This is a genomic window from Vibrio sp. 10N.261.51.C6, from assembly GCF_041471785.1.
Taxonomy (GTDB): domain Bacteria; phylum Pseudomonadota; class Gammaproteobacteria; order Enterobacterales; family Vibrionaceae; genus Vibrio; species Vibrio crassostreae_C.
Window position 1 is genome coordinate 15768 of the sequence record NZ_JBFRPB010000037.1, and the last position, 18681, is coordinate 34448.

The window sequence follows — 18681 nt, forward strand, 5'->3', positions numbered from 1 at the left end:
CTTGAATAAACGTGTACCTCTACAAGGATTGATTATGAGTAAGACAAGCGATCAACTTAACATGAGAAATATTTGGCTCATCAGCCTAGTTGCTGCCTGCGGTGGGTTGTTATTTGGTTACGACTGGGTGGTTATTGGTGGGGCAAAGCCCTTCTATGAAGCCTATTTTAATATTACTAGTGCGTCGTTGTCTGGTTGGGCAATGAGTTCAGCGTTACTGGGTTGTATGGCTGGGGCGTTCATCGCTGGTACTGTCTCTGATAAATACGGGCGTAAACGTCCTTTGATCTTAGCGGCACTCTTGTTTGTTATTTCTGCTTGGGGCACCGCAATGGCAGGCAGTTTTAATGCATTTATTGTCTTTCGTATTATTGGCGGGATAGGGATAGGTTTAGCCTCAGCGTTATCACCTATGTATATCGCCGAAATTGCACCTGCGGAAAAACGTGGTAAGTTTGTGGCGATTAACCAGCTAACCATTGTTATCGGGGTATTAGCGGCGCAAATCATTAACTTGGTGATTGCAGAACCTGTGGCAACTGGCGCAGCACAAGCTGACATTTTACAATCATGGAATGGTCAAATGGGTTGGCGTTATATGTTTGGTGCAGAATTGGTACCAGCACTCGCGTTTTTACTTCTGATGTTTGTGGTGCCTGAATCGCCACGTTGGTTAGTGAAAATGGGAATGGCAAAAAAAGCTAAAGGCACATTACGTCGTATTGGTAGTGAAAGCTATGCTAGCCGCACCGTGGCAGAAATTGAAAGTACACTGTCAGCCGAAACCCGTTCGCTACCTTTTAGTGCGTTGTTAAAGCCAGATGTAAAACCCATTTTAATCATTGGTGTGGTGTTGGCTGCGTTCCAACAGTGGTGTGGGATCAACGTGATTTTCAACTACGCCCAAGAGATTTTTGCTTCCGCTGGGTTTGACATTAACGACACCTTGAAATCGATTGTAGCCACGGGATTAATCAACCTAGTCTTTACGATTTTGGCGATTCCGTTTGTTGATAAAATTGGCCGTCGTAAATTAATGATTGTCGGATCATTTGGCCTAACCATTATTTACGGCTTAATGTCTGCAGCTTATGCATTCGGCATGTTAGGGCTTCCTGTGTTGTTATTAGTGCTGGTGGCTATTTCTATCTACGCCCTGACTTTAGCGCCAGTGACTTGGGTTTTGTTATCTGAAATCTTCCCGAACAAAGTACGTGGTACAGCCATGTCGGTTAGCACGCTTGCACTATGGGTGGCGTGTTTCGCACTCACATATACCTTCCCATTGCTTAACGCAGGGCTCGGCGCATCGGGTTCTTTCTTACTGTACGGTGTTATTTGTGCTTGTGGCTTTGTTTTCATCTATCGCCACGTGCCAGAAACCAAAGGTCGTTCATTAGAAGAGTTAGAGAAAGAGTTGGTGGTTCAACCCGCTAATTTAGGCAAAGAAGTAAAAGCATAACCAACCAATACAAATAACCAGAACTAAAAAGATCACCGTTAGGTGATCTTTTTTATGCGTGAAACAAACTATCTAGCTCCTGTTCAACCCATAAATAACTCATTCCCATCACTCGTTCTATTTGGCTTAGCTGACCAAACGACACCAGTGTTTGATCTTGGCGGCGGGCACTCTTATCTTCAAACGGATTCGTGAGTGTTTGATCTGTGATCGTATTCAACCAAGGTTGACCCAAGGCACAAGTGTTGCCGTACAGAATGATCTTATTGATGTTCAGGGTGATCAGAAAATTATATAAAGCTTGACCAAGCACTATTGCGGCGCGCTGAGCGACATCTAATGCGATAGGATCGTTTTGTTGATATCGCAGAACAAAATCATCAAATGTGAGAGCTTGTTCTTCTTCTATCATAGCCTCAAGTGTTTGCAGGTAGTGCGTAATCTCACTCTTATGATCCGCCTTACTTTGACTGTGTAACGCAGATTGTTGAGAGTAGCGATCGCACAAGGCTTTTGAACTGGCTTCGGTCTCTAAACACCCTTCTCGGCCACAACCGCAAATAATGCCGTTATTTGCTACTTTAGTGTGACCGATTTGTCCACTACCAAACATTTTTCCGCGGTAGATATTATTGTTGATCAGGAACGAAGAGCCGATCCCGTAATCGATATTCAGTACACAGAAATCTTGCCTGCTTTGGCCACCTAACCATTTTTCTGCTAATGCCATCATTACACAATCATTATCAACTAGCACATCAACACGTAAGCGTTGTTCGAGAATGTATTTAAGTTCTATGGATTGTGTCCATGGGGCTTGTGGCATTCGCATTGACGATCCAACATGAGTATCCACCTGCCCATGTACTGCAATCGATAACCGATAAGGTGTGGTGCGGTTTATTTGGCGACAAGCAACAATCACATTAACTATATCGTCGATAAGTGCCTCTGGCGTAGCAGGGGCGATGGCTTGATTGATGAACACAGAGCAAGGGTTAATTTGATTATCAACCATGACGGCCTGAATACGAGTCGGGGACACGTTAAGACAAATGGTATCGGGGCGATGGCGCGATACATTGTACAAGCCTTTAAAGTTGCCCTTGCTTACTTCTGGCGACAGGGTATTTTCAACGCGACCTTGATCGATTAATGCATCAATGATCTTGGTGATTGCTGGAATGCTTAACTGCGTTGCCTGCGCTAGTTGTGACTTGGTCATCCCTTTGTTTTTATACAGCAACTCCATGATGATGCGGCAGTTATATTGTCGCACCTGTTGGTTGTTAAGGCCCTTCTGGCCATTGAACCCTAAGGTATTGGTCATCATTGTTTGTCACCACCTAATCAAAGTCGCTCAATTGGCCGCATGATTAACCCTATTAATAAGCACCTTTAGGAATCAGCGTTTAGTAATAAGTGTTTAGTAATCCCTGTGACCTTGCTATCACTTAACGAACCATCACCGACTTACAGTAGCTTCTAAGCCGGTTGCGGGTTAATTAACAAGTAGCATGGTATCACAACGGTAGAAGGGTTAATTTATGGCAATTCACACACTCGAAAATGACACATTAAAACTGATAATTAATGAGTTGGGTGGGGTTATTGATGCCTTTCAATACACGCATAATAATAAATGCAATCAAGGTGAAGAACATGCTTTCAATATTCTGAGACCACGAACAAAGCTGAGTGAAAATAATGCGGGAGAAGCCAGCATGTTCCCTATGGTGCCCATGGTGAACCGCATTAGAGGTAATAGCTTTGAATGGCTAGGACATCAAATAACATTGCCTATTCATTCACAAATAGATCCCGATTTCTTTTTACACGGTGATGGCTGGTTAACCCATTGGCAACTGTGTCGACAGAACCAACAAGAGTTATGGCTAGAATTAGCGATGAAGTCAGACATTAAAGGCGTGTGTCACTACCAAGCCAAGCAGCGTTTTCAGCTTGAACAAGACAGCCTGATTGTAACCATGACAGTGACCAATCTTAGCAAGGAAGCCTTTCCATTCGGGGCGGGTTTCCACCCTTTCTTTCATTGCTTACCGGATACGCGTGTGCAATTCCCTGCGCTTGGGTGGTGGCGAGAAGATGCGACTTATCTACCAATAGACTATACAAGCGTCATCCCTCCTATGTACAGTTTTGAACGAGCAAAACCTATTCCAGAAATATGGCTTAATAATGGTTACCGTCTGGATAAATCAGGAGTAAAAGCCACATTAAAACACGGTAACGGGTTATTGGTAACGCTTATTAGTCCGTGTAATTACCTGCAAGTGTATAAACCCATAGGGCCAGCGAGTTTTCTGTGTTTAGAGCCTCAAAGCCAAGCGGTAAATGCGCATGCGTGTTTATCATCATTCCGCACTTCTAACGATAATTCAATTCATGAAAGTTTAGGACTTACCATACTTGCCATGCATCAGAGTATGCAACTTACTATGACCATTAAAATAGATAGTAGTTTATATAGGCTTAATTTTAATACTTGATAAAAATCCAACTAAATATACTTCTTCCTGTCATTGATTTATAGCCGACAACGCCGTGTTTGAGTATTAGAAGGGAGCTACTGCTCCCTTCTATGCCGCCAGTTTAAGCGTGGCTACTTAGTACAGTCATACCACCCATCACCACTGCCACACTCATACTTGAACGTCCCATTAGGGTAAGAAACAAACCGATAGTGCATTGTCATATCGCCATTGGGCATTTCAGTCGGCACATTAGTTCGGTGCTCAGATACGTTGCTCTCACCTTCCTTATAACGCTTTGTATGCTCCCACCAATCAGCCCCAGCAGAATCTTGAGCACCATAGATTTGCGGTAGTGCCGCGATATCAGCATTTAATGCATCAATGTCGATGTTCTCCACATCAGCACTGAAGCCTAACCAATGCGCGTATTCACTTGGCACTGTATCCCACTTATAGCGGCTCCCTTCTTCATCGTACACACCACTCACTCTCGCAGTCGAAAGCGTTATATTTTGGCTATCAGCGGTATCACTAAAGCCAACCTCATTACACTCCAGTTCACTTAAGTCATAGAATGATGACTTGTTATCCATGCCGTATTGGTTGTCTGTGTCAGCCATCTTTGAAAGTAAGGTTTCTGACTTACTGCAAATGTAATCATCAAAGCTTGGATCGGAACTCATGTTACGGTATTCATTCACATAACCCACGGTACCAAAGTCAGTGATAGTGTCTTCTTGTAGGTAGTTTCTAACCAAACGCTCTGGTAGCCAGTTATCATCTACCGCATAGACGGATTCAGACCAGAAGCTACCTTGACGTATAGAAATCGATTTATACCACAACTGTTCACCATCTTGGCGTTGCCAGTCCGTTGGATCGTTAAGGTAATGAGCCACGTTGATATGTGCATAAGGGTACTGAAGCGATAACTCATAAGTCTCTTCAAATGAAAGTTGAATGGATGCTATAAGCTGCTCAGCAATATCGTAGACCGCACTGTTACCATCCGCTATGTAATCACTCCACAGCTCTTCCTCCGAGATATTGAAATGCCAAACTAAATCACCCGCTACGTTTCGCATGGCGTCTTTTATGGCATTGCGGACTTGTTCATTGTCTTTCACTAATTCACAGCTATATGCTGCTCCTTGCTCTCTTTCAACCGTCTGTTTTGCTGACTCCCACAACATTGTGGTGAGTGGCGTAATGTTAACGGAGCCATTCGCTACCTCTTCAGGCAACGTGAACGCTGGTGGCAGGTTAAGTACATAAGCTTGAGTGACGACCCCTAAGTCTTCATCAATAGCTCCGACAGGTACATCTACGATCACTGGGACGTATTCAAGACAGGCTTGCTGCTCTTCGGTTATGTCACCTTCAATAGTGAACACACCACCAGCGTCGGTGATAGCTGATGGCTCATCAGGATCGACAACACCATTTGAATTAAAATCATAATGAACAGTGGCACCAACGATATAGCCATCAATAGCACGACCGGATAACAACGTAGTGTTCGATGGTGATGAAGGCTCAGATGAGCCACCACCGCCACAACCAACAAGGGTTGCGCTTGCAATAAGCGCAGAAACTAACGTCTTTTTCATAGGAGATTCCTTTTTATTAATAGATTGGTTTGCAGGGATAAATACATAGAAAACAAAAGCGGCTTACTTTCGTAAACCGCCAATGATGGGTATTAAACGTGTGGTACTAGCAAGCACATCGGCACGGGGGCAGATCGCAAATGTCACAGGTTGAACTGTGGCTACCTCCGCAATATTCACAGCTAAATGAAGCTAGGCAACGGTGCTTGTTAAGTAATGGTCGAATCGCTTTAATGGTCATGAACTTCTCTCCCCGTCTATGTCGTATTGGATCACATAGAAAGACGGTAACCCTATGTGACATCCCTGTTTGTTGTCAGGTTATCAATAGGTTGGGCATCTGGTGTCGCATGGGGTTGTACTAATTGAGACCACTATCGCTATTTAGAAAAGTGGTTTGCAGTTGGGGGCTTTTAATTGACGGTGGTGTAGGTTGTTGTTCTACAAAGGTGATGTGGGTTTTATGTGCTTCTAGCCACGCCACTAACGGTGGTGTATTAGAAACCGTAGCAGTGATGTGTAAATACGTATCGAACTCAGAGATACGTTGGTCGTTGGAAAGTGGTGTTTGGTAGAGATGTTCACCAGCTTGTTTAGTAATGGTGAATTCGAGTGTATAACGCTCATGCTCTGTATTGGTGTATTTCGATACTGACTGTTGCAAGTCAAAGTCTTGTGGGTAAGCAAACGTGAAGGTTGATAATGTAACTTTGTGAATCTGGCTGACATCAACAAAAGTAGTGTCTTTATCTCCCTTCTGGCGGTACAGCAATATCAATGTATTGTTTTGTTGTGAAAGGCCTAATGGCATGACATCTTTTCTGTATTTCTCTCCTTCAGAGTAATAGTGCAAGTTTAACCAACGGTTGTGGTAGAGCCCTTGACTGATAGCTGCGTAAGCATCAAGGCTGATATTACGCCTTAGTTCATAAGTGCCGAATAAATCTACTTTTCGTAACCATTGGGACTCTTTTGAGTCCTGATCGATTGATTTCAGTTGGTAATTAGCGTCTTCAAATAACGAGTGAAGAGTATGGGATATATGGGTAGGGATTAAGTAGTGGAAGTGAGACTCAGCCAGACACAAAAGTAGTGCCTCTTGAGTACTGGAGCCAACAAGAGATTTAGTTTGCTTTCGCTGGTATCCATAAGGTTTATCACGGGTATCTCGGTCAATATCAAAATACTCAAGTAACACATCAAGGTTACGTTGAATCGTTCGAATATCTCTATCAATACCTATCTCTTGAAGCTGTACTTTGAGCTCAGAAGCAGTGACTTTGTGCCAATACGGTATGCGCTTGTATAGCTCAAGCGCGAATATCATATGCTGACGAGTGCTCACATGAGTGGTTTTACTCATCGTGCACACCTTTAGCTAATCGGATCAAAATAGAGGTGACGGTATAACGATGTTGGAACAAGTCACTCTACTCTGTTGATAGCAAGAGACGAAGCTCTACACGCTAGGCTTTAAGGTGAGTTGATTGTATGAGTAGCTTGGGCATCTGGTGTCGGATGAAAGAGTACAATTGAAATTAATTGAATAATCGAGGTGGGCATAATGAACTCCTATGCTGGTGGATACATAGGAGTGATATGTGTGTGAAATTTATTGGATTAAATAATTGAAAAGTAGGAGAAGAGTTTGGATCTTCTCCATATTCATAGCGTTACCGCTTTTTGGACTCAGCTTGCTTCAATCTGTCATTTATAGATGGGTCTTCAAAGGTGACGGCATCAGGATCTGAGTAAGCAGGGTCGTTAACCATATCTGAATATAGCTGTTCGGCATCGTCTGCGGATGTACCGTTTTTTATCCACTGAGTAATGGTTTCTTGTTGATCTAATGAATTGTCGTAAGGCAAAGGAATTTCTCCGTCGGAAATGTGTTTGTATTCCTTACCTTTGTGCTAGTTAGTTGAATTTAAAGTCATCTAATCTAATCTTATTCAACAAAGCTGTAAACTGAGTGGGTGGTCACTTAATGCGTAAAAATACGCAACAGAGTACGTATCTTCACGTAGAGTGCTGTCCACTTTCCATTAGTTTATGTGGCCATTTCTTGAAATAGAAAAGGCTGCCAATGGAAAAAGAGGTAAAACTACTTGATGTGATTAATTAACTAGCGGAAAGCAAACTGTTCGAGATAACCGTATTGACTGGGCTCGCACCTATCTCACGACTGACTTAAATGCTCCCCCTGTAAGAGTTGCTTGAGCAGTGACTGGTACTAGGAGTGTTGGCTAGGTACATGGTTTAAGCAGTTACACTCTTTTTTCTGTAAGTAAAGAGAGCTACCCATAAAATCCGTTACCTTACAGTCATAATCTCAATCCAATTGAGCGGCTGTGGATAGTAATGAGTGAGAAGTCGAGAATTAACATTTAATTCAAAACAAACGTGATTTCAAAGCAACAAGAGACCAATGCTTTACTGTGAATCATGTAGAGAACGCAAGTTTTGTTAACGCCTGGAATCAATGTTCATTCTCAGTTGTCCAAGCCTGCATCTTCAAGTCGATTGGCGATAAGTTTGTTAATCATTGGCCCCCACCTATTTAAAAGGCATGGTTCAAAGGATCAAGTCTCTGATAAATATTAAGATCTCATTATTTCGTAAAAAACATAAAAGATGTGAATCTCTTCAGGAAAAATTAGCGGAATATGAACACGTACACACTAAATTAGGTAGAATGCTGAGTTATACAGTATTGAGTCTGAGTAACAGCGTAAGCTATCCTGGTTATCACCTGTACTTCTGTCTACCTAATATTTTCATGGGGTTATAAAACTTGATTGATTTACGAACCGCACTTAGTGTGATGTCAAAATCGTCGCCATATGCAGTCTCTACAGAGCGAGACGCAACAATATCAACTGACTTAGATGCTGTAAAAAAGTATCTTTATGTACAAACAGATATAGAGGCTGACTTTGTTAAACAATTGAAAGGACTATCCTCAACCGATAAGAAAATCATTTTTTTGTGTGGTAGTAGTGGTGATGGCAAATCCGAAATACTGACAAAGTATAAGAAAGAGTATCAAAATAGAGCTGACTTCCATCTCGATGCAACCCATAGTTTTCGTCCGAGTGATTCGGCTATTGAAACGCTGGATGAATTGTTTACGGAGTTTAACACTACACCGAAGCCGCTAGTTGTAGGCATCAATACAGGTATGTTGGGTAACTATGCTGAAGAAGGCGCGGTGACCGAAGTAACATCATCAATCAAAGCTTTTTTAGAGAAACAGCCGACCTCAGAAAATCATATCTTTTTAGATTTTGAAGACTATCCTAAATTTACGTTAGAAATTGACGGCCATACTTCTAAGTTTGCAAAAGAGCTGCTTCAGAAAATTACTGAAAAAGATGAAAACCTAATTCGCCAATACTTTGATGTTGAAATGCACAAACAAAGCCCTGATAAAAAGCTTTGTGCTAACTATCAATTACTAGGGCGTGAAGAAGTTCAAGATGTCATTGTCGATCTATTGTTCAAAGCGCGTTTAATGAAAGATCAATTCTTAACAGCGCGAGCATTATTGGATTTCATTTTTCATCTGCTTGCTGGGCCTGGCTATTTGTTTGATAACCTATTCAAAAAAGGTGAAAACGAGCTGACCAATATTATTTCAGACTTTGACCCATCGATTCAACGTACACAAAAAATCGACAAATTTATTTTGTCTCACTCATTGCAGCTACCAGACGTTAACTTTGACGATTATAAAACCGCATTGACTGCTTTTGGTATACGAAGGGGACTAAATGCCGAGTCCTACTTGCGATTGTTTTATATTCTAAGGAAGTCGGACTATGGGAATGAATACCATAAGCAGTTTTCGAATGATTTTGATGAGCACCTAATCGACAATTACTCAGAAGTTTGGCAGTTGCATACTGCTTTTGATAGCTCACCAGAACAAAAAGAAAAACTGCGTCATTTTTATCGCCAAACAGCAATTACAGCTATCCATAAATATAACAATCGAAATGCACCTAAATTGGCGAAAGGGGAGTTTTTCATTTCTGAGCATAATGGTTATTTTTTAGCTTCATCCCTAGAGTTAAAGGCTGACGTTAAAGCGATTAAAAATGACCACAAAAAAAACACTGCCTATTTCACTGCTTATTTTCGAGTTGGGGATAAAACCTTATCGTTGATGGTCAATATCAATTTGTTGAACTTAATGCAACGTATCGTTTCCGGTTATCGCCCTAACAAACATGATAAAAATACTGTCGTGTTACTGGATGAGTTGGTTGATGAAATTGCGGACATCGCAAATAGTGCAGATACCCTATATATCGTTGGGAAAGGTAACAAGCAATACAAAATAACCAACGTAGATAATGAAGATTTTGAGGTGAGTGGACTATGAGTTTAATGCTAAGAGCTGACTTGCCCCAGTCTAAAGATGGGGTGAAAAATAACACTTTAACTACCTACTTCCCAATTAACACAAAGGATAGAAAAGATATCTTTAATTGGGACAGTGTATTAGGTTATGTGGTTAAAACATCATATCGAAAAGAATTGTACCTAGAAAAATTAACTGATGATGAAAAGTTAGCGATTAAAGAGGGTGAAACAACTGAATCAGAAATAGCGCTCACAACATTTAAGTTGAGCTGCGAGCGTAGTTTTAAAACAAAGTTAGATGAAAGTGATTTCTGGCCCATCCTAGAAAAAATGTACTTTGAAAATGACCAGCTTTTTAAAATATCGCCTGAGTTTTTATTGTTTAAGACTATTAAGCAGAAAGGCAGTGCAAGGGATGCAAGCTTAGGTGGAATGTTTTCTAATTTATTGCAAAACTTCTTCTTTAATGAAAAACCAAACAATCAATTTAACTTCTTAGAGGAGCAGCTGTACTCAGAACTATTGAAGTTAATGAAGCCAAGCAATAAAGAGAAAGATGGAGTTTTGACTTTTTCTGAACCGAGTGAAGCGCCATATCTACCATTTATAGCAAAGCAACTACAGCAAGATCTTCGTTTTCTAGGCAAAAGACCAAAATACCTATTATCAATCTTCAAAGAGTTTTTACACCTTTACGCACATCTTTATACGGCGCAGCTAGCGCTTAATTTAAAAAGGTGGCAGAAGGGGGAGCCGGTAGCGCAACTATGTTATTACATATTAGACAGCGAAAAAGCCAGTGATGAGCGTTATCTGATAAAAGACTATGGCTTTAAACAATTGTCAAAGTCGTTGTGGAATATCTTTCCGTACCTCTCAATGAATGAAAGCCTGCAATCTAAAAAGATTGATAATGCAGTGAACACCATTCAGCCATTATGGGCCTTAGCTGAAAATCTCCAGCAAACTCCTAGCTCCGCTACTTTACTGAAAAACTATGCACAGGCATTTAAAGAGAGTCGAGATTTACACCTCGACTTGAGTGACAGTGAAAACCCACATGATGTGCTAGCAGATTTACTTCAGTTGAGCAGAATGCAGTTTGGTTCAAAAGAAACGCGTCATGAGATTAATAAGCTTTACGTCAAAGCAACAGAATCTGAGTTTTGTAGCCATTTTGCACAATCCCGTGGCCGTGCTGGTCGCGTATTAGTATTTAATCAGGACTATCTATTGTTATTAACCAACTTAGCCATTGGTGAGCAAGATAAACTTCGTTTCCACGAGTTAATCAAAGCCTTTGAATCAAGAGGTGTATTTTTCGATAAACAGAGCCAACAAGCCTTAATTAAATTCTTTGAACGTATTGGTAATGTTGAACGTATGAGCGATAGTGGAGATGCAGTCTATGTTAGAAAAACAATTTGAGAACTTTTTAACTGAGCAGTTTTTAAAGTTAAACGAGACAAAATTGCAGCATGGTTACCGTTATCAGTTCCAATCGCCGGATAACAAGAATAGCCAGCGTTTATACAATGCGTTTATCCGAAAATGTGATGATCAATTAACGGTCAAAAACACTACCATCAGAGCATTGAAGTGTGGTAATACCAAGCTTTTACCTGTACTACACAGTGAAAATGACATTGGTTATTCTGAGAACTTTATCTCACATTTACGTGATGAAGTGGCTGGACAGCAAGGTGATTTTAAAGGTTGTGCATTGTTAGTTATTCATAACAGCATGCTAGACACACTAATCAACTCTGCTGAAGATATAGCTCAAGACAATAGTGTTTGGCACCCAGAAAAAATCAAAGATGCTTTAAAAAGTCTAATCGATCCCAACGCAAAAGACCGCAAAGTTTCTGAATGTTTGCTAGATCACCGTTTTTCACAAATAGTGGATGATGGTGCAACCATGTTTGGCTTTGAGGAGCTTTACACAGCGATCTTAGATGGGGATTTGAAGTTTCATGAGCTTGGTTTGTTAGATGACCCTGAAATATTGAATTGGAGTGGTAAACCAGAGCAGATTAACAACCGTTTAGAAGAAAATAAAAAGCTATTTGATCGTATCAATACAGTAACTGAACGTTTTTCAACAGAGCTTGAAGAGAAGTTTGCGGAGAATGATTTTAGTGAAAAGTTTGTTGCTAAACATTTTAACGATGAAAATTTGGAAAGCTGGAAAACAAAGCTTACTTTTGCTGATTGTTTAAATGAGAAAAAAAATAACGTAAGCAATGTCCTTGAGCTCGAGTCGATTGATTCTCAGCAAATAGATAGGCTAGCTAAGAAAAGTAAATCAGATAGTAAAGCAGGGAAACGTGAACAACATATCATATTGCCGTTGCAACAGGGCCTGCAGAGCTTTGATCTGTCACTTACCTTTTTAGGTGGTAAAGTCGAGAAAAATCAACTTACTCTACAGCATACCAAAGATCCAAGCATTGAGATCCAGCAGCCTAATAATAGTGGTGGAAAACGTAGTAAGGTTACTGTTACGGGGGCATTTACAGGTGAGCCAACGTATTTTAGTTTGGTCTTAAAAAGAGATAAAACAGCAGAGTGTTATAAATTCCGTGTTTTGGTCTTAACAGCAGATAGTTTTTACTTACCTTCGTTTGAAAATATCTTCCTAATTGAACCAAATAAAAAACGTATAACGCTACAAACAGAAGATAACAGCTTTGTAATTGCAGAGCAGGGCAATAAAGCTAAACTAGAGCAGTCTGGGCAATTATTCGACAATCAAGAAATCAAAGAGATCGACTTTGAATTATTAGCTAATGAGTCAAATGATGTGGTCTTTGAAGTGACTAGTCCGGTTGGTAGCTTAGTCTTTAATGTCGAAGGGGCTGTAGCGTCTGATTCACTCTCGTTGCCGCTCATGTTAGATACAGACCGTTTCGTACATTTATTTAACGACGACTATTTTGCATGCTTTAACCGTAACAAAAACAAAGTGCTACTAGACAATAAAGAAGTTGCACCTAAAGGGCGACGTTTAACACTGTTACAACGTGAAGCAGACTTTTTAGATAAGCAGTTATTAAATCAACATGTTGACCCACAAAACAGCGTAGAGCTAAAAGCGATTGAAGCAAACTACCCTGAAGTTTACCTGTCATACCTAAAGTTATTTGAATACTGCACAATCAATAAAACACTACCGAGTTTATCTAGTTGGGGTGACGAGTTTAGAAAGGTTGTCTCTCAATTGGTTGATGCATACAACCAAGCGATAGCTGAAATTGGTTATGATGTAATGTTAACCAAAGCAGAAAAACTTCTCGTTAATATCGGGTATGCACAATACCAAGAAAACGAAGAATATCGGGAATATATAACTCCATTCCACCCCTTAGTGTTGGCTTATCACTTGAGCCTAGCTGAAGCAATAGTTAGTGATAACATCAATGATAACAGCAGTTTTAAAACACTACCCAAAGTGACGTTAAAGCGCTTGAATGCGCGTGGTTTATTGCCTTTTCTGTATCACCCTAAACATGAGTTTGCTTTTACCAAGCTAGAAAAAGACAACTCTATGTGGCTTGAGCTAGTGCCTCATCAAGAAACAAGTTACAGCTACGTACGTAAATTGGTGAAAGATAAGGTCACAGAGTTTAAAGATGCCTTTAGTTCACTATTTACTGCAGGTAGCAAAGCCACACTGATTATCAACTCGGTAAATAACCATAAAAATGTTGAACTGTTTATGGGGCTGGTGGATTACGTTAAAACGCAAAAGGACAAAGTCTGCCATATCCATGTGAACTTATACGATGATAAAGAGACACGCTGCGAATTTGACCGTTTTGCAGAAACAGCCAGTTACGACGAGTTGAAAAGGTTATATGGATTAGATAAAGGAGCACTGAAAGAACAAGCAGATGCCATTATCGACCTATTACGTACACGCTTAACTTACAGTAAGTTTCGTAACGATGAATGTGAGACTAAACCGCAAGCGTATGCACACCTAAGTTTTTTCAGAAATCATCATAAAGTAGAGCCAACAGATGTAAACGTGCTAGAAGAGCTTAGTGGCGTAGTTTGTCACGGCTTATTGGCGGGCGAAGCAGCCGACAACAAAGAGGAAAGCTACTTCACTGCATTTGGTTTGAAGAATGTTGAAACTAAAGATAATTCGCACCTTAGCATGGCGCAGCGCCTTAATGGTTTGATTAAACCTGCCCGTAAAACGAATGTGCAACACGGTCGTGCTAACTCTTTAGCTTTAGCGGTGAGTGATGACTTTAAAACACTACTTGAGCGCTCTTACGATAATTCAATATGGACCACAATTATTGACCCTAAAGTCACCTTAGACTTTTTTGAAAGCGCTAAAGATATGGTGCTGATCCATTACTCAGATAATTACACTAACTCAACCAACTACGATGCGATCACAGTTACCAAAGAAACGGACCTGTATAAAAAAGTATTAGAGCAGGACGAAGGTGGCATTATTGAGGAGTTCAATGCCTTCAACGGTGAGTGGTTACTCAAAATGATCACTGCTAATAGCAATGAGCGAAAAGAGAAAAAGGGTATTATTGGCGCCTATAAATACATCAATTGCTTATTAGCAAAGTCCGATATTATTTGGGTTCCGTTATCAGTTGCTGAGATGGTTCGTGTAGCCGGTAATATTGGCTTGAAAATGAATGACAGTGATTTTTCACGTAATGTAAATGGTTACAAATCCGGTGCAATTTCAGACGATGTGCTGTTTGTTGGCTTTAAAGACAATCAACTTTACTTACTTCCACTTGAAGTAAAAGCAGGGCTAAAACAAACTCACAATAAAGGGGTAGAGCAAGCCAAAGAGCTAAAACGTTATTTAACTGAAGATATTTTAGGTCGTGATGATTTAGCTGGGCATCTTTACCGCGGTTTGTTTATGCGTCAGATACTAATGCAGATTGATAAATACAAACTGTATAACCTTTATCAACCAGATTACTTTGAGCCACTCTTAAAACAACGTGAATGGTGGCTGCAGGGCGATTACCAATTAGCTGAACTGCAAGAGTACCCTGAAGGGTTCTTGGTAGCGATGGTAGAGAATGACACCTTCTTTGAAGCAAGCTTTGAGGAGGTGAAAAATATTCTTAAAATTCAATTGCCAAGCGCTAGTCTTAATCACTTAGTAAGTACTCGACTAACAGATCTAATGGCAAATGCTTGCTCTGATACATTAAGTAAAATCCCGGAGCAATATCTGTTAACTGAAATTACTCATGTAAAATCGGTAACAACTAGCTCTGTAGAAAATAGTAATGAAACTGTTAATACTAAAATTGAATCGGAAGAGGTCATAAATACTCCAACAGTTGAGCGATCTTCAGAAAATCAGACAGTTAACGTACCGGATTCAACCGTAGCGCATGATCCAAACGATAACCTAAAGGTCCTGGTTGGTCATAATGTACGTGATGATGAGGCCGTTTACTGGGAACCCACTAATACAGCTAAATTCATGAATACCAACTCCGGTATTATCGGCACCATGGGCACGGGTAAAACCCAGTGTACGAAAGCGGTGGTTACACAGCTTTACCGTGATCAACATAAAAATGTAGATGGCAGTCCAATCGGTATTTTGATTTTTGATTACAAGTCAGACTATGTTGACGATAAATTTATTAGTGCTACAAATGGGAAGAAGTTTAATTTGTTTAAGCTTCCCTATAATCCACTAAGTCTATTTGGTGATACGCCAATGTTGCCAATTCATACCGCAGCTGGTTTTTCTGAAACGATGTCAAAGGCTTACGGATTAGGGAAAAGGCAACAACTTAAGCTGGAGAACCTTATTTTAGAGGCTTATGAAGCTGCTGGTATTCGTCCAGAAGATCCGAGTACTTGGTCAAAACCAGCGCCGACTATTGAGCAGATTTGGGACCTATTTCTAGATCAAGAAAGAGTAGAAGAAGATTCTCTTTATGCCGCATTGTCCAAGCTGGCTCGATTTAAGATATTTGAAACTGATCCTGAAAAAATGGTGAGCTTATATGAGCTAGTTGATGGCGTCACAGTTGTTGAGCTTGCAGGGTACCCTCCTGAAGTACAAAATCTTGTCGTAGCACTGACTTTAGATTTGTTTTATTCACAGATGCAGAAAAAGGGGAAACCTGAAGTGCAGGGTGATTTCCGCCAAGTAACCAAATTGGTGCTGGTGGATGAAGCCGATAACTTTATGTCTCAGAACTTCCCAAGTTTACGTAAAATCTTGAAAGAGGGTCGAGAATACGGGGTAGGTGTGATTCTATCAACGCAAGATATTACCCACTTCAAAACAAGTGAGAATGATTATTCAAGTTATGTTCTGAGTTGGATTGTTCACCGTGTGTCGCAGATAAAAAATCAAGATATTAAATCGATTTTTAATAAAGATGATAAGCAAGAACAAGACAATTTAATGAAGTCTATCCGCGAATTAGAGAAGCATTACAGCTTGTACGTGGATGGTGATAAGAAGATAACTAAGATTAAAGACAAAGCCTTTTGGGAGTTGCTGAGTGAATCTTAGAACGATCATGAGCACATCTCGGCTAAAAGTTGGGTGTAAAAGCTAAATAGGCCGCTTGCTGAAAGTGTCAATTTAACGGCTGGCTTAGTCTTTTTGAGTACTAAAGCCAGTAGTTAAGTACTGGCTATTTTTGTTGGTTACATTCAGCTGTTTTTATATAAACCACTGATTTCATTGTGTATGATGAAAGTGGTTGTGAATATTAATATTACTCTAAAATTTACTGGAGCGTTAAGTGGAAAAGGTTAGACATACTGTTAGTAATATCATGCAGAATGATACGAAATTTTACTCATTTACCATGTTTTCTGATGATTTGGCGAAATGTAGCTTTGTATCTACAAGAGATGAAGACCCTGTACAAGGTTTTCAGCGCGTATTAGATGAAAAAAGAGCAACTCAGATTGCTGAGTATATTGATTCAGGGAAAGGTACTATACCATCCGCTATAATTTTATCTGCACAAGAAGAAGCACATTTTGAAGAGGTAAATAAAGGTAAGGCAATCGAGTTTTTTTTAGATCCCAAAGCGTTCCTTATCCTAGATGGACAGCATAGAGTTTATGGATTCTCGAAATCCCAAAAACGCATGCGTGTTCCAGTGATTATTTATACAGGTTTAACTCGAAAGGAGGAAACAAGATTGTTTATTGATATTAACTCAAAGCAAAAAGGTGTTCCATCTGAGTTGTTGCTTGATATTAAACGAATGGCCGAATATGAAAACTCTACGGAGCAGTTATTACGTGATCTTTTTGATACATTTAATAAAGAGCCAAGAAGCAGTCTTTACGGAAAGCTTAGTCCTGCATCAAAAAGTAAAGGTAAAATTAGTCGTGTAACTTTTAATTCAGCTTTGAGTCCTGTAGCTAAAATATTTGGTAATAGAGAATCAGATGAACTGTATCCTATTGTAAATAACTATTTGAGAGTTTTTAGTGGTGGTTATTTAAAGAAAAATAAAATGGAAGAATCAATTATAACTTCTACCGTATTTAAAGCCGTACTCTGTGTTTTTCCTGAGGTTGCATCTAAAGTAAAAGATAGGCATGGTTCAGACTATACGGCAGATAATTTTAATAGTGTTATGGTTGATATGTTTGATAATATAAGTGCGAATAAAATTAAAAACCCAGGAAGCTCATATAAAGCACTCGCTAAACATCTTTCTGACTCCATGAAAAGTAAGTTTGTACTTTAATATGTCTGTATTAATTGATGTACTAAGGTGTTTTACCTTACCTGAATTGTATAAAGTAAATGACTCTCGAGAGCTTACGCTTAAAGGTTGGTTGGCAAGTAAACAGTTCAAAGTTGAAGAAAATGTGTTAGCAAATGAGTTTAAGTTAAAAATATACGACTTAAATGACATTTATATCCCTTTTGCTTTTGACATTAACCGAATGGCTACGTCGTCTTTTGAGTCGATTCATGGCATTGAACCAAACCAAAGCTTTCCTAAGTCTGTGGGTTGGTTGATTGTTAGGCTGTATTATTCTGCCTATTACGCGGCCCAGGCTGTACTAAGATTGTTCGGGATTAGCTGTAGTCAATTTGATCAGCAAGAATCAAGAGTCATTAGTGAAATTGCTAAGGTATGGGGGTATTTGCCAGATAAAAGTGTATCTAAAGGTTATTATTGTTGTGTTTTAGACTGGGATAGCCAAGAGATTTCATGTAAAAAGCTTGATAACTCCCATGCTGATGTTTGGTTCACTCTGTACGAATATCTTGAACAAATAGCAACGTCAGTTAACGATGATGATGCGTTTATTAATGAGGAAAAAAAGGAAGTAATCGAGTATATATATGAATTGAGGTACGGTTTAAGTTGTCGAAATACTAAATCGAATGGTAATTTTCTATCTATGGTTCGGAATCAAGTTAACTATCAGCATTCTATGGGGGCTTGGTATCCCTACAATGGGCGAGTAGCAGAGCATAGTAGCCTTTTTGGTGTAGTTGACAACTGGAAGAAAGAGTTTTCCATTGATAATTTGGTTAATGCTAAGCCTGAGAATGACTTACTTTTATTTGCCGAAACTTGTTCTTCGATCGTCTCACTTTGTTTTTCTTTGACAAAAGATTTGCACTTGCAAAATAGCGATTGTTTTTTGAAGCATGGGGCTTCAAGTTTTTTAAATAGAGCAAAAGTAAAGATTTAGTAGGGTATAGATAGCGACATGGCAATCATTATTCCCATGT

Annotated in this window: 11 protein-coding genes and 1 pseudogene; 8 read left to right on the top strand and 4 right to left on the bottom strand. The window is 39.8% G+C overall.

The genetic code is table 11. The features are described from left to right. The first annotated feature begins 34 nt into the window (after nt 1–34). Nucleotides 35–1462 (top strand): sugar porter family MFS transporter, encoded by a 1428-nt coding sequence (locus AB4375_RS10215; protein WP_372051505.1) that lies wholly within the window; start codon nt 35–37, stop codon nt 1460–1462. A gap of 52 nt (nt 1463–1514) precedes the next feature. Here the strand turns inward: AB4375_RS10215 and AB4375_RS10220 are convergent, their stop codons facing one another. Further along, a complete protein-coding gene (locus AB4375_RS10220) occupies nt 1515–2795 on the bottom strand; it encodes an ROK family protein (RefSeq protein WP_372051507.1) in 1281 nt (426 codons plus the stop codon). Nucleotides 2796–3009: 214 nt separating this feature from the next. Between AB4375_RS10220 and AB4375_RS10225 the strand changes: the two genes are divergently transcribed. Beyond that, nucleotides 3010–3972, top strand: a complete 963-nt coding sequence (locus tag AB4375_RS10225) for an aldose 1-epimerase (protein WP_372051508.1) — start codon at nt 3010–3012, stop codon at nt 3970–3972. A 113-nt stretch (nt 3973–4085) separates the two neighbouring features. Here the strand turns inward: AB4375_RS10225 and AB4375_RS10230 are convergent, their stop codons facing one another. The 3 genes from AB4375_RS10230 to AB4375_RS10240 all read right to left on the bottom strand — a co-directional run bounded on the left by AB4375_RS10230 (nt 4086) and on the right by AB4375_RS10240 (nt 7435). After that, nucleotides 4086–5567 carry a hypothetical protein gene (locus AB4375_RS10230; protein WP_372051509.1) on the bottom strand — a complete coding sequence of 494 codons (1482 nt, stop codon included), beginning with the start codon at nt 5565–5567 and terminating at the stop codon, nt 4086–4088. 361 nt (nt 5568–5928) lie between these two features. Continuing rightward, entirely contained in the window at nt 5929–6930 is a 1002-nt protein-coding gene (locus AB4375_RS10235) for a helix-turn-helix transcriptional regulator (protein ID WP_372051510.1), read from the bottom strand. A 310-nt stretch (nt 6931–7240) separates the two neighbouring features. Then, the gene (locus AB4375_RS10240; protein ID WP_132968433.1) at nt 7241–7435 is read right to left on the bottom strand and encodes a hypothetical protein; all 195 of its coding nucleotides are present in this window, start codon (nt 7433–7435) and stop codon (nt 7241–7243) included. Nucleotides 7436–7883: 448 nt separating this feature from the next. On the opposite strand from AB4375_RS10240, the pseudogene AB4375_RS10245 reads away from it, so the two are divergent. The 6 genes and pseudogenes from AB4375_RS10245 to AB4375_RS10270 all read left to right on the top strand — a co-directional run. Then, nucleotides 7884–8087, top strand: a pseudogene (locus AB4375_RS10245) (IS630 family transposase); the annotation flags it as partial. A 277-nt stretch (nt 8088–8364) separates the two neighbouring features. Further along, the gene (gene dptF, locus AB4375_RS10250) at nt 8365–9954 is read left to right on the top strand and encodes a DNA phosphorothioation-dependent restriction protein DptF (protein WP_372051533.1); all 1590 of its coding nucleotides are present in this window, start codon (nt 8365–8367) and stop codon (nt 9952–9954) included. After that, entirely contained in the window at nt 9951–11363 is a 1413-nt protein-coding gene (dptG, locus tag AB4375_RS10255) for a DNA phosphorothioation-dependent restriction protein DptG (RefSeq protein WP_372051511.1), read from the top strand. Before dptF ends, dptG begins: the two co-directional genes overlap by 4 nt. Continuing rightward, on the top strand, nt 11344–16476 hold the full coding sequence (gene dptH / locus AB4375_RS10260) for a DNA phosphorothioation-dependent restriction protein DptH (protein ID WP_372051513.1): 5133 nt from the start codon (nt 11344–11346) through the stop codon (nt 16474–16476). Before dptG ends, dptH begins: the two co-directional genes overlap by 20 nt. 235 nt (nt 16477–16711) lie before the next feature. Continuing rightward, complete coding sequence (locus tag AB4375_RS10265; RefSeq protein ID WP_372051514.1) at nt 16712–17677, top strand: DGQHR domain-containing protein; 966 nt, start codon at nt 16712–16714, stop codon at nt 17675–17677. Between the two features lies 1 nt (nt 17678). After that, a complete protein-coding gene (locus AB4375_RS10270) occupies nt 17679–18641 on the top strand; it encodes a hypothetical protein (RefSeq protein WP_372051515.1) in 963 nt (320 codons plus the stop codon). Nucleotides 18642–18681 lie beyond the last annotated feature (40 nt).

What these genes read in the sequence shown, in the direction of transcription:
- AB4375_RS10215 (WP_372051505.1), top strand. Translation starts at nt 35, where the DNA reads ATGAGTAAGACAAGCGATCAACTTAACATGAGAAATATTTGGCTCATC.
- AB4375_RS10220 (WP_372051507.1), bottom strand. Translation starts at nt 2,795, where the DNA reads ATGATGACCAATACCTTAGGGTTCAATGGCCAGAAGGGCCTTAACAAC.
- AB4375_RS10225 (WP_372051508.1), top strand. Translation starts at nt 3,010, where the DNA reads ATGGCAATTCACACACTCGAAAATGACACATTAAAACTGATAATTAAT.
- AB4375_RS10230 (WP_372051509.1), bottom strand. Translation starts at nt 5,567, where the DNA reads ATGAAAAAGACGTTAGTTTCTGCGCTTATTGCAAGCGCAACCCTTGTT.
- AB4375_RS10235 (WP_372051510.1), bottom strand. Translation starts at nt 6,930, where the DNA reads ATGAGTAAAACCACTCATGTGAGCACTCGTCAGCATATGATATTCGCG.
- dptG (WP_372051511.1), top strand. Translation starts at nt 9,951, where the DNA reads ATGAGTTTAATGCTAAGAGCTGACTTGCCCCAGTCTAAAGATGGGGTG.
- dptH (WP_372051513.1), top strand. Translation starts at nt 11,344, where the DNA reads ATGTTAGAAAAACAATTTGAGAACTTTTTAACTGAGCAGTTTTTAAAG.
- AB4375_RS10270 (WP_372051515.1), top strand. Translation starts at nt 17,679, where the DNA reads ATGTCTGTATTAATTGATGTACTAAGGTGTTTTACCTTACCTGAATTG.